The sequence below is a fragment of the Halorubrum sp. Atlit-26R genome (genome assembly GCF_003666015.1).
Classification (GTDB): Archaea; Halobacteriota; Halobacteria; order Halobacteriales; family Haloferacaceae; genus Halorubrum.
This window is the reverse complement of record NZ_QPLT01000001.1, coordinates 193,132-204,008: the sequence shown is the minus strand read 5'-3', so window position 1 is coordinate 204,008 and position 10,877 is coordinate 193,132. Positions and strand designations below refer to the sequence as shown.

Below are 10,877 nucleotides of genomic sequence, written 5' to 3'. Positions count from 1 at the left end.
GGTATGTTCCACGAGGTCGTCGACGGCCGCGGAGCCGGACCCGACGTCGACGCCGACGAACCGGCGGCGGCGGATCTGCTCGCCGCCTTCGAAACGATGGTCTCGGAGGCGGCGGCGAGCGTCGATGGCGACCGGCTCGTCGACGAGGTCGGACTGTCCGAGACGGACGCGAACGCCGTCCGCGACGGGGACGTCGCGGCGCTCTCGCTCGCGGACGCGGCGGCCGTCCTCGCGGCGGCAGACCCGGACCGCGACGCCGACGCGATGGTGGCAGAGGTGCGCGATCACCTGTTGATGGGGATGGCGACCGCCGTCCTCGACGTCGACGCGATCGCCGCGAAGATCGACGCCGACCTCACCGGTCAGGAGGTCCAGCAGGCGCTGGAAGGACGGACCGAGATGACGCTCGGACAGCTCGCTGAGATCCTCGCGGTCATCGAGCGCCGGAAGCCATGAGGGTCGTCGTCGTCGGCTGCGGCTACGTCGGGCTGGCGCTCGCGGGCCAGCTCGACTCCCGGGGGCACGCAGTGACGGGCGTTCGGCGGTCCGAGGCCGGGCTGGACACGGTCGACGCCGTCGCCGCCGACGTCGAGGCCGTCCGCGCGGACGCGACCGACCCGTCGTCGCTCTCGGCGCTGCCGGACGCGGACGCGGTCGTCTTCGCGGCCAGTTCCGGCGGGCGCGGCGCCGACGCGGCGCGGGAGGTGTACGTCGACGGGCTGGCGAACGTCGTCGACGAGTACGGCTCGCGGTCCGCTCCGCCGGACCGCTTAGTGTACACCTCCTCGACGGGCGTGTACGGCGACCACGGCGGCGGCTGGGTCGACGAGGAGACGCCGGTCGAGCCGACCACGGAGAAGACCGGGGTCCTCGCCGAGGCCGAGCGGATCGCGATCGAGCGCGCGGGCGACGCCGGAATCGACGGGACCGTGGTCCGGTTCGCGGGGCTGTACGGCCCGGATCGATACCGGCTGGAGCGCTACGTGGAGGGGCCGGTGACGGCCGGGTACTTGAACATGGTCCACCGCGCGGACGCCGCGGGGTCGGTCCGACACCTGCTGGAGACGGACCGGGCGCGCGACCGCGTCGTCCTCGTCGTCGACGACGAGCCGGTCGACAAGCACGCGTTCGCCGACTGGCTCGCGGACGCCTGCGGCGTCCCGCGCCCGGAGAAGCTGTCGAAGGACGAGCGGATCGCGGCCGGTGACCTCTCCGCGGCCGCGGAGCGCCGGATCCGAACGAGCAAGCGGTGTTCGAACGCGCTGCTCCGCGAGCTCGGCTACGAGTTCGTCCACCCGACGTTCCGGTCGGGGTACCGCGACGCCGTGCGCGCGTACCGGGCGCGGACCGAGTAGCTCGCCCCGGCCGGACCGCGGCCAGTTCGGTGTGTAACCGCCCGAAAACGGCCGATTTTCGTCGGTTCAACTCCGTCGGAACGGTAACGAACCTTCATGTGTCGGGAGCGATTCGCCACTACCCATGCGAGCGATGAGCGCGGTCGGCGACCGGTTCTCGCAGGCGGAGGCCATGGCCCGAGAGAATCCCGAACTCGCCGTCGCCGCGGCGCTCGTCGTCCTGATCGCCGTCGCGGCCGGGGTGGTAGTGCTGCGGTCCCGCCGCACGCCGGGAGTGCGGTTCCGCCGACTGCTGGCCGACGAAGACGAGATCACGGTGTTGATGCACCCGAACCCGGACCCCGACGCGATGTCGGCCGCGGTCGGAGTCGCCTCGCTCGCCGACCAGGTGGACGTCGACGCGACCGTTCAGTACCCCGGCCAGATCCGTCATCAGGAGAACCGGGCGTTTCGGACCGTCCTCGACCTCGACTTAGAGCCGATCGAACACGTGAGCGACCTCGCGGCGGAGTCGGTCGTCTTAGTCGACCACAACGAGCCGCGGGGGTTCGCCGGCGCCGACGGCGTGTTGCCGACGGCGGTCGTCGACCACCACCCCGGGGACGGCGGCGGCGAGTCGTTCACCGACGTGCGGACCGACTACGGCGCGACCGCGTCGGTCGTCTCCGAGTACTTCCAAGACAACGACGCCGTCCCCGTGCCCCCCGACAAGCACGCGAGCGAGACGGCGAGCGACCTCACGCTGTCGACGGACACGGCGACCGGGCTGCTGTACGGGATCTTGGCCGACACGAAACACCTCACCGTCGGCGCCAGCGAGCCCGACTTCGCGGCGGCCGCCTACCTCTACCCCGGCGTCGACCAGGACCGCCTCGACCGCATCGCGAACCCCGCGGTCGACGCGGAGGTGCTGGAGGTGAAGGCCCGGGCGATCGCGGGTCGGCGCGTCGAGGGGTCGTTCGGGGTCGCCGACGTCGGCGGCGTGAACAACGTCGACGCGATCCCGCAGGCGGCGGACGAGCTGATCCAGCTCGAAGGAGTCAGCGCCGTCGTGGTGATCGGCGAGCGGGACGGGACCGTCCACCTCTCGGGGCGGTCGCGCGACGACCGGGTCCACATGGGCAACGCGATAGCGGCGGTGTTAGGCGACGTCGACAACGGGAACGGCGGGGGCCACTCCCGGATGGGCGGCGGGACGATCGACCCGGAGGTCGACCCCACCGGGGAGGGAGAGCCGGAGACCGTCGACCGCGACGCCCTCGCCGACGGGCTGTTCCGGGCGATGGCGGGCGACGTGTGACCGGGACCGGCGCGGCGGAACGGGGAACCGAGGCGGCCACACCGGACGCGAGCGCCCGGATTTAAGTTCCGAGCCGCGGTTCTTCCGGTATGAACGTCGCTGACGCGCTCGACGACGGATGGCTCGCGCTCGCCGGCGTCGGCGCGGGCTACGCGCTCGCGGCCGGACTGGTGTTCCTGCTGGTTTTCGCGGTCCCGTCCCTCGCGATCGCGGCGCTGTGAGGACGGTCGAGAGAGAAATCGAGTCGACGGCGGCTTCCGGATCGGAGCGAAGACGACCGGATCAGGCGAACGCCAGCGAGTCGTCGGCGCTCGTCTCCTCGTCCTTGCTGAGCTTCTCGTGGGCCTCGAGGAAGTCGTCGAGGGTGACTTCCGTGCGGTCGTCGCGGATGGCGAACATCCCCGCCTCGGTACACATCGCCTTGATATCGGCGCCGGAGGCGTCCGGGGTCAGCTCGGCCAGCTCCGCGAAGTCGACGCCGTCGGCGAGGTTCATGTTGCGGGTGTGGATCTGGAAGATGATCTCGCGGCCCTCGGTCTCCGGCTTGGGCACCTCGATGAGGCGGTCGAAGCGGCCGGGGCGCAGGATGGCGGGGTCGAGCATGTCGAAGCGGTTGGTCGCGGCGATGATGCGGACCTCGCCGCGCTCGTCGAAGCCGTCCATCTCGGAGAGCAGCTGCATCATCGTCCGCTGGACCTCGGCGTCGCCCGAGGTCTTCGAGTCCGTCCGCTTCGAGGCGATGGCGTCGATCTCGTCGATGAAGAGGACGGCGGGCTGGTTCTCGCGGGCGACCTCGAAGAGGTCCCGGACCAGCTTCGCACCCTCGCCGATGAACTTGTGGACCAGCTCGGAGCCGGCCATCTTGATGAACGTCGCGTCCGTCTCGTTGGCGACGGCCTTCGCGAGCATCGTCTTCCCGGTGCCCGGCGGGCCGTACAGCAGCACGCCGCTCGGCGGCGTGATGCCCACGTCCTCGAACATGTCGGGGTGTTCCAGCGGCATCTCGACGGTCTCGCGGACCTCCTGCATCTGGTCTTCGAGCCCGCCGATGTCGGCGTAGGTGACGTCCGGGGAGTGCTCGACCTGCATGACGCGGGCGCGGACGTCGGTCTCCTTCTCCAGCTTCTTGACCACCGACAGCGAGTTGTTGACCGCGACGCGGTCGTCGGGGTCGAGCTTCTCGCGCATCTCGTCGGTGATCTCCGTGAGCGCCTCCTGGTTGTTCCCGTGCTGTTTGATCACGGCGCCGTCGGGCGTGATCTCCTGCACCGTCGCCACGAACAGCGGGGACTGCTTCAGCTTCTTGTTCTCGTGGGTGAGCCGCTCGAGCTTCTGCTGGTACTTGTTGTTCTCCGCGTTGGCGTCGAGGAGCTTGTCGCGCATCTCCTCGTTCTGGGACTCGAGGACGTCGAGCCGCTCCTGTAGGGAGTCGATCTTCTCCTGTTTCGACGCCGCTCCCTCGTCGTAGGGCATATCGACGTCGTCGACCGTGTCGCTCATTGTGTTTATTAAAGCGTCTCGCGGATAAGAGGCTTCGGGTGGGGGCACGAACGGGGCGTTCCGCCAACGAGACGCCGAACGGCGGCGGTCTGCGTCCGCGACTATCGGTATCGTTGGTTTTTGAGTTATAACCAAAAGTAATTGAAATGGATAGTAAATATTATCAGATAGCATGACGACGATCAGACCACGCATGAGCACGACCGACGCCGTCACCGCCGACGACGGGACCGCGGACCGCTGGGCGGCCGTCCGCGACCTACCGCCGAGCGCGAAGCTCGTCGCGAAGGTGTTAGATTACAACGACACGCTGACCCAGAGCGAGCTGGCCGAGGAGACGCTGCTCCCGCCGCGGACCGTCCGCTACGCGCTGTCGCGGCTCGAAGAGGAGGGCGTCGTCGACTCCCGGTTCTCCTTCACGGACGCGCGGAAGCGGCTGTACTCGCTGGGCATCTGAGCGTCGGACTCCGGGCATCAGAGCGTCGCGTCGGAGACGACCGTCCGCGACGATTTATATTCGATACCGCGCCAGTCGGCCCGTGGTCTCGACTACCGCCGTCAAGCGCGCCCTGGCCGCGCTCGCGACGCGCACCGACACCGCGAGACGCCCGTACGTCGCCGTGATCGACGAGGCGGACGCCGCGCGAACCGACCTGCGGCGCGCGGCCGGGTTCGTCGATGCCGTCGGCCTCGACCGGCTGGCGGACGCGGTCGACGCCGCGGAGCGCGCGGGCGATGAGGCCGCCGCCGAGCGCGGACGCGACGCGCTCGCGGCGTACCGAGGGTTTCGGCGGGCGGCCACGGGCGACATCGACGGAAGCGACAACGACAGCGACGGTGATGACGGCGCCAGCGCCGACCCCGACCACTTCCGCTCCGGCCCCGGAATCCCTAAGCCGGACACCGGCCAAGACGCGGACAGATGACACGGGTGATCCACACCGGCGACACCCACATCGGGTACTCGCAGTACCACTCGCCGGTCCGACGCCAGGACTTCCTCGACGCGTTCGAGGCCGTGGTCGACGACGCGGTCGACGGCGGCGTCGACGCCGTCGTCCACGCGGGCGACCTCTTTCACGACCGCCGGCCCGAACTGGGGGATCTGATGGGGACCATCTCCGTCCTCCGCCGGCTCGACGACGCCGGGATCCCCTTCCTCGCGGTCGTAGGGAACCACGAGTCGACCCGGGGCGGACAGTGGCTCGACCTCTTCGAGCGCCTCGGCCTCGCGACCCGGCTCGGCGACGAGCCGGTCGTCGTGGGCGACACCGCCTTCTACGGGCTCGACCACGTCCCCGTCTCGCGGCGCGACGACCTCGACTACGCGTTCGCCGACCACGACGCCGACTACGCCGCCCTGGTCGCGCACGGCCTCTTCGAGCCGTTCGGCTACGCCGACTGGGACACGGAGACCGTGCTGACCGAGAGCGACGTCGACTTCGACGCCATGCTGCTCGGCGACAACCACAAGCCCGACACCGCCGAGGTCGCCGACACGTGGGTCACGTACCCGGGCTCGACCGAGCGCGCGAGCGCGAGCGAGCGCGAGGGGCGCGGCTACAACCTCGTCGTCTTCGACGCCGACGCGGCAGGCGGCGACGATCGCGTGGAGATCCGGCGCCGCGCGCTGGAGACCCGGCCGTTCGTCTTCGTCTCCGTCGAGCTGCGCGAGGGCGAGGGCGAGTCGCGGGTCCGCGAGCGCGTGCGCGAGTACGACCTCGCGGAGGCGGTCGTCCACGTCGAGATAACCGGCGAGGGCGACCCGGTGACCCCGGCGGCCGTCGAGGAGTTCGCGACCGACGAGGGCGCGCTCATCGCGCGCGTCACGGACCGGCGCGAGGTCGACGCCGACGGCGAGGTCGACGTGAGCTTCGCCGACCCCGAGGACGCGGTCCGCGACCGCCTCGACGAGATGGCGCTGTCGACCGCCGCGCGCGACGTCGAAAGCGCCGTTCGCGAGGACACCGTCCCGGACGCCAACGTGCGCGAGACGGTGAAACGGCGGGTCGAGGACCGGCTCGACGAGGAGGAGGACCTCGGCGCGTTCGAGGCCGTCGAGACGGACGACGACGCCGGCGACGCCGATAGCGACGAACCAGAGGGCGAGACCGTCGATGGTGGTAGTGACAAATCGGCCGACGAAACGGTCGATGACGGGAGCGACGAACCGGACCCCGACGGGTCGAACACCGACGTCAAGTCCGACTCCGCGGAGGCGACGGACTCGGACTCGGCGTCGACCGACGGCCAGGTCTCCATGGAGGACTACCTGTGAAGTTCGACCGCGTCCGCCTCGCGAACTTCAAGCCGTACGGCGACGCCGACCTGCGGCTGACGGAGGGCGTCACGGTGATCCACGGGCTCAACGGCAGCGGGAAGTCGTCGCTGTTGGAGGCGTGCTTCTTCGCGCTGTACGGGTCGAAGGCGCTCGACGGCACCCTCGAAGACGTCATCACGAACGGCGAGGAGGAGACGGAAGTGGAGCTGTGGTTCACTCACGACAGCGCCTCCTACCGGGTCGAGCGGCGGCTCAAGTCCTACGACGGCCGGATCGACCACCAGTGTACGCTCGAATCGACAGACGGGAGCGACGTGACTCGCGACGGCGCCCGGGCGGTCCGCGAGTTCGTCACCGAGCTGCTGCGGATGGACGCCGAGGCGTTCGTCAACTGCGCGTACGTCCGGCAGGGGGAGGTGAACAAGCTCATCAACGCCACCCCGCGGGAGCGACAGGACACGATCGACGACCTGCTTCAGTTAGGGAAGCTCGAGGAGTACCGCGAGCGCGCCGGAGACGCCCGGCTCGGCGTCGAAGACGTGCTGGAGAACCGACGCGGGCGGCTCGACCAGCTCGACGAGCAGATCGCGGCGAAGGAGGACCGGGACCTCCACGGGCGGCTCAACGAACTGGAGGGCGAACTGGGCGACGTCACCGACGACATCGACCGGTACGAGACGCAGCGAGAGCAGGCGAAGGAGACGCGCGACGCGGCCGCCGAAACGCTCGAGACCCACGCCGAGAAGCGGGAAGAGTTGGAGTCGGTGGAGTCGGAGATCGACGAGATCGAGGCCGCGATCCGCGAGGCCGAGCGCGAGCGCGACGACCACCGGGACGCGATCCGCGAGGCCCGCGAGCGGATCGGAGAGATCGAAAGCGAGATCGACGACCGGCTCGACGACGCCGGCCTCGACGCGGCGAGCGAGGCGGCGATCGCCGACCGCCGCGAGGAACTCGACGACCGGGAGAAAGCGATCCGCGAGGAGCTCGACGACGAGCGGGTGAGCGCCGAGGCGTTCCGGAACCAGGCGACGAACCTCGCCGGGAAGGCGGACGACCGCACCGAGCGCGCCGCGGAGATCGAGTCCGAGGCCGACGACCTCGCCGACGAGGCGGAGGCGGCGGCCGAGGCGGCCGACGAACGCGAGGCCTCGATCGAGGAACTCTGCGAGGAGGCCGACGGACTCCGAGAGCGGTTCGCGGCCGCCGACGCGGACGTCGACCGCGACCGCGTCGCCGACGAGCGGGACGCGCTGCGCGACCAGCGGGGCGAGGTCCGCGAGCGGATCGCCGAACTGTCGGCGGAGCTGAAGAACGCCCGCGAGCGGGTCGAAGAGGCAGAGGAGCTGCTCGCGGCGGGAAAGTGTCCCGAGTGCGGGCAGCCGGTCGAGGACTCGCCGCACGCCAGCGGGATCGAGGAGGACCGCGAGCGGGTCGAAGAGCTCGAAGCGGAGCTGGAGGACGCCCGCGAGCGCGAGGACGACCTCGACGAGCGGATCGCGGAGCTGGACGGGCTCGCGAGCGCCGCGGACCGGCTGGACGAGATCGACGAGCGGGTCGAGACCCTCGAAGCGCGGGTCGAAGAGAAGCGCGAGGAGACCGAACGGAAGCGGGAGTCGGCCGAGGAGAAGCGCGAGCGCGCGGCCGACCTCAGGGAGGAGGCCGAAGAGACCCGCGAGGTCGCCGCGGAGAAGCGCGACGAGGCAGAGGAAGCCGCAGAGCGCGTCGAGGGGCTCGAGTCCGAACTCGCGGAGATCGACGACGCCCGCGAGGCGGTGACGGCGGTCGAGGAGCGCCTGTCCGCCGTCGCGGACGCGGAAGACGAGATCGAGCGCCGCCGCGAGAAGCGGGAGAACCTCGACGAGGTGAACGACGAGCGGCGCGATCGGCTCGCGGACAAGCGCGAGCGCCGCGACGAACTGGCCGAGGCCGTCGACGAGGCCGCGGTCGCGAACGCGAAGGAGCGGAAAGCCGACGCCGAGCAGTACCTCGAACAGGTCGCCGAGGAGCTCGACCGTCTCGGCGAACGGCGGGAAGAGCTTCAGAACGCGATCGGCGGGGTGAAAGGCGAGCTCAGCGAGTTAGAGGGGCTCCGCGAGGAGCGCGAGGCGCTCGGCGAGCGCGTCGAAGCGCTCGAAACGCTCCACGAGGAGACGAGCGAGCTGGAGTCGATGTACGGCGACCTGCGCGCGGAGCTCCGCCAGCGCAACGTGGCCGAGTTAGAGCGCACCCTCAACGAGACGTTCGAGCTCGTCTACGGCAACGACGCCTACTCGCACATCGAGCTCGACGGCGAGTACGTCCTCACCGTCTACCAGAAGGACGGCGAGCCGCTCGACCCCGAGCAGCTCTCCGGCGGCGAGCGCGCCCTGTTCAACCTCTCGCTGCGCTGCGCGATCTACCGGCTGCTCTCGGAGGGGATCGAGGGCGCGGCGCCGACCCCGCCGCTCATCCTCGACGAGCCGACGGTGTTCCTCGACTCCGGGCACGTCTCGCGACTCGTCCGGCTCGTCGAGGAGATGCGCGGGTTCGGCGTGCGCCAGATCGTCATCGTGAGCCACGACGACGAGCTGGTGGGCGCGGCCGACGAGCTGGTCACCGTCGAGAAGGACCCGCGCTCGAACCGCTCGACCGTCCGCCGGGAGGACGCGGCGGACCTCGACGTCGCGTCGCTCGCGGACGACTGAGCGTCACCGCCGCTGCGCCGGGTCTTTTTATAAATATCAGACGACGGCAGGAGCGGTAGAAGCCCGCGGCGACGCCGCCGCTGAGAGGGACGGCGACGTCAGACCGCCCCTCCATGTCGGCGCGTGCCTGCGAGCGGCCGCCACCGGCGGCCGCGAGGAGCACGCGCGAGGGACGCCGCGAGCGACGTGGGCGACCGAAGGGAGCCCCGAGCGAGCGGCAGCGAGGCGCGACGCGCCTCTGGCAGCCGGCGGCGAAGCCGCCGGCGACGAGGCTGGGGAGGTGTGAGGTGCGGTCGCTGTGCGGGTGGGACTCAAAGGGGCAGCCGGGAGGCGGGCGCAAGCGACGTAAGCACTGGAACGAGGGAGCGAACGAAGTGAGCGACCGAGTGAAGCGCGCAGCGAGCGTGCGCCCGCCTCCCGGCTGGGGCTTTGGAGGTGTTCGCTGTCGATATACGGTCAGTTATTTATAAACGAGCGGGTGGCGCTTTAGAAGTAGTCAACGGCGGTTTACTGTCAGCAATTTATAAGCGAACAGCCGCGGCCGACCGCAGATCGCGGTTATAAGTGAGGTATCAGTCGCCGTCGCCCTCGTCAACCCCGTCAGCCTCGTCCGCCGACCCGTCCCGCAACAGCCCCAGCGCCTCGACCGCGACCGCGGTCGCCTCGTAGCCGCGTCGCCCCGCGACCTCGGTCTCCTCGACCAGTCCGGCCGCGCGGAACTCCGTGATCGTCCCGTGGAGGTCGGACTCGCACATGTCGGCGGCGTCGAGGAGGTCGATCGCGGCGATCGGCCCCTCGTCGACGACGACCGCAAGCAGGCCGAGCGACCGGTCGTCGCGGACCGCGCCGAGCGTCCGCCGGACCGGCTCCGGCACGCCGGAGGCCGCGGTCGCGAGCGGCGACTCGCCGTCGACGACCGAGATCTGGTCGTTATCGACGTACCGCTCCGCGCCGGTCGCCGGGTCACGCACCCGGCTCGACTCGGCGGATCGCTTCACGAGGAGGTACGTCTCGCCGTCGGCGTCGCGGACCGTCTGCATGGTCGGAAAGGGGCGCTCGCCGGACATTACGTTTCCGGGGGCGTCGCGTCGGGGCCGAAGTCGCCCTCGTCGGTTTCGGCGTTTCCGTCGGTCTCGGCGACTTCAGCGTCTGCCTCGGCGTCTTCGTCCCGTGATCGCTCCCACGCCCGGTACGTCTGGTAGGTCCGGATGCCCGCCAGGAGACCGACGACGAACAGCGCCGGACCGATCCGCGACCAGCCCTCGAAGAACCACACCATCGGGCCGAGCGCGACGAGAAGGACGGCGGCGTTGGCGTAGATGACGGCGACGACGAACGCGCGGAGGGTCCCCCGGTCCACGTCGCTGGCGCCCTCGAAGTCGCCCCCGTCGTCGAACGACTTCACCGAGGGCGCCTGGGGGATGTCGGGCGTCATCTCCCGCTCGGCGTCGGAGCTCTCGCCGACGGAGATCTCGCCCTCGTCGTCCTCGTCGAGGCTGAACACGCCCGGGCGTACGCCGCGCCGGGGCAAAGGGGTTCCGTCCGGACGCGGCGGGAGCCGGCCCGCCGCCTCAGAGCGCGTCGGCGAGCCGCACGGTTCGGCTCGCTTCGACCCACGCGAGGGGGTTCGTGGCGTCGAAAAGCACCACGTTCCCGTCGTCTTCGTACGCCTCCACCTCGGCGTCGACCGCGTCGGAATCGGTCGGGCGAGTCCCCCGGGGTTCGGAACGTGGGTCCGAAGACATAGACCGTGG

12 protein-coding genes are annotated in these 10,877 nt (G+C 70.4%); 8 read left to right on the top strand and 4 right to left on the bottom strand.

Annotated elements, in window-relative coordinates:
* Window positions 1–3 precede the first annotated feature (3 nt).
* The 4 genes from DVK07_RS00950 (at window position 4) to DVK07_RS24165 (ending at window position 2,876) form a co-directional block, all read left to right on the top strand.
* Window positions 4–456 carry a DUF5791 family protein gene (locus tag DVK07_RS00950; RefSeq protein ID WP_121595294.1) on the top strand — a complete coding sequence of 151 codons (453 nt, stop codon included), beginning with the start codon at window positions 4–6 and terminating at the stop codon, window positions 454–456.
* On the top strand, window positions 453–1,355 hold the full coding sequence (locus tag DVK07_RS00945; RefSeq protein WP_121595293.1) for an NAD-dependent epimerase/dehydratase family protein: 903 nt from the start codon (window positions 453–455) through the stop codon (window positions 1,353–1,355). The genes DVK07_RS00950 and DVK07_RS00945 overlap by 4 nt, the downstream gene beginning before the upstream one ends.
* Before the next feature lie 124 nt (window positions 1,356–1,479).
* Complete coding sequence (locus DVK07_RS00940) at window positions 1,480–2,655, top strand: bifunctional oligoribonuclease/PAP phosphatase NrnA (protein WP_121595292.1); 1,176 nt, start codon at window positions 1,480–1,482, stop codon at window positions 2,653–2,655.
* An 89-nt stretch (window positions 2,656–2,744) separates the two neighbouring features.
* Complete coding sequence (locus tag DVK07_RS24165) at window positions 2,745–2,876, top strand: hypothetical protein (protein WP_255410457.1); 132 nt, start codon at window positions 2,745–2,747, stop codon at window positions 2,874–2,876.
* A gap of 61 nt (window positions 2,877–2,937) precedes the next feature.
* On the opposite strand, the gene DVK07_RS00935 is transcribed toward DVK07_RS24165, so the two are convergent.
* Window positions 2,938–4,155: a proteasome-activating nucleotidase gene (locus DVK07_RS00935; protein WP_007995214.1), complete on the bottom strand. Its 1,218-nt coding sequence runs from the start codon at window positions 4,153–4,155 to the stop codon at window positions 2,938–2,940.
* A 193-nt stretch (window positions 4,156–4,348) separates the two neighbouring features.
* Here DVK07_RS00935 and DVK07_RS00930 point away from each other — a divergent pair, with 193 nt between their 5' ends.
* From DVK07_RS00930 to rad50, 4 genes are all read left to right on the top strand, one after another.
* On the top strand, window positions 4,349–4,612 hold the full coding sequence (locus DVK07_RS00930) for a helix-turn-helix domain-containing protein (protein WP_004598708.1): 264 nt from the start codon (window positions 4,349–4,351) through the stop codon (window positions 4,610–4,612).
* A gap of 82 nt (window positions 4,613–4,694) precedes the next feature.
* A complete protein-coding gene (locus tag DVK07_RS00925; RefSeq protein WP_121595291.1) occupies window positions 4,695–5,081 on the top strand; it encodes a hypothetical protein in 387 nt (128 codons plus the stop codon).
* Window positions 5,078–6,433, top strand: coding sequence for a DNA double-strand break repair protein Mre11 (mre11, locus tag DVK07_RS00920; protein WP_121595290.1), 1,356 nt, complete (start codon window positions 5,078–5,080; stop codon window positions 6,431–6,433). The genes DVK07_RS00925 and mre11 overlap by 4 nt, the downstream gene beginning before the upstream one ends.
* Window positions 6,430–9,123 (top strand): DNA double-strand break repair ATPase Rad50, encoded by a 2,694-nt coding sequence (gene rad50 / locus DVK07_RS00915; RefSeq protein WP_121595289.1) that lies wholly within the window; start codon window positions 6,430–6,432, stop codon window positions 9,121–9,123. The genes mre11 and rad50 overlap by 4 nt, the downstream gene beginning before the upstream one ends.
* Window positions 9,124–9,695: 572 nt before the next feature.
* Here rad50 and DVK07_RS00910 read toward each other — a convergent pair.
* From DVK07_RS00910 to DVK07_RS23180, 3 genes are all read right to left on the bottom strand, one after another.
* Window positions 9,696–10,163 (bottom strand): hypothetical protein, encoded by a 468-nt coding sequence (locus DVK07_RS00910; RefSeq protein WP_121595288.1) that lies wholly within the window; start codon window positions 10,161–10,163, stop codon window positions 9,696–9,698.
* Window positions 10,164–10,189: 26 nt separating this feature from the next.
* The gene (locus tag DVK07_RS00905; RefSeq protein ID WP_121595287.1) at window positions 10,190–10,627 is read right to left on the bottom strand and encodes a hypothetical protein; all 438 of its coding nucleotides are present in this window, start codon (window positions 10,625–10,627) and stop codon (window positions 10,190–10,192) included.
* Window positions 10,628–10,694: 67 nt separating this feature from the next.
* Window positions 10,695–10,868 (bottom strand): hypothetical protein, encoded by a 174-nt coding sequence (locus tag DVK07_RS23180; RefSeq protein WP_199719389.1) that lies wholly within the window; start codon window positions 10,866–10,868, stop codon window positions 10,695–10,697.
* Window positions 10,869–10,877: the final 9 nt, after the last annotated feature.

Bases quoted from the DNA above. Each gene is read 5' to 3' on its own strand.
- DVK07_RS00950 (WP_121595294.1), top strand. From the start codon at position 4: ATGTTCCACGAGGTCGTCGACGGCCGCGGAGCCGGACCCGACGTCGAC.
- DVK07_RS00945 (WP_121595293.1), top strand. From the start codon at position 453: ATGAGGGTCGTCGTCGTCGGCTGCGGCTACGTCGGGCTGGCGCTCGCG.
- DVK07_RS00940 (WP_121595292.1), top strand. From the start codon at position 1,480: ATGCGAGCGATGAGCGCGGTCGGCGACCGGTTCTCGCAGGCGGAGGCC.
- DVK07_RS24165 (WP_255410457.1), top strand. From the start codon at position 2,745: ATGAACGTCGCTGACGCGCTCGACGACGGATGGCTCGCGCTCGCCGGC.
- DVK07_RS00935 (WP_007995214.1), bottom strand. From the start codon at position 4,155: ATGAGCGACACGGTCGACGACGTCGATATGCCCTACGACGAGGGAGCG.
- DVK07_RS00930 (WP_004598708.1), top strand. From the start codon at position 4,349: ATGAGCACGACCGACGCCGTCACCGCCGACGACGGGACCGCGGACCGC.
- mre11 (WP_121595290.1), top strand. From the start codon at position 5,078: ATGACACGGGTGATCCACACCGGCGACACCCACATCGGGTACTCGCAG.
- DVK07_RS00910 (WP_121595288.1), bottom strand. From the start codon at position 10,163: ATGCAGACGGTCCGCGACGCCGACGGCGAGACGTACCTCCTCGTGAAG.
- DVK07_RS23180 (WP_199719389.1), bottom strand. From the start codon at position 10,868: ATGTCTTCGGACCCACGTTCCGAACCCCGGGGGACTCGCCCGACCGAT.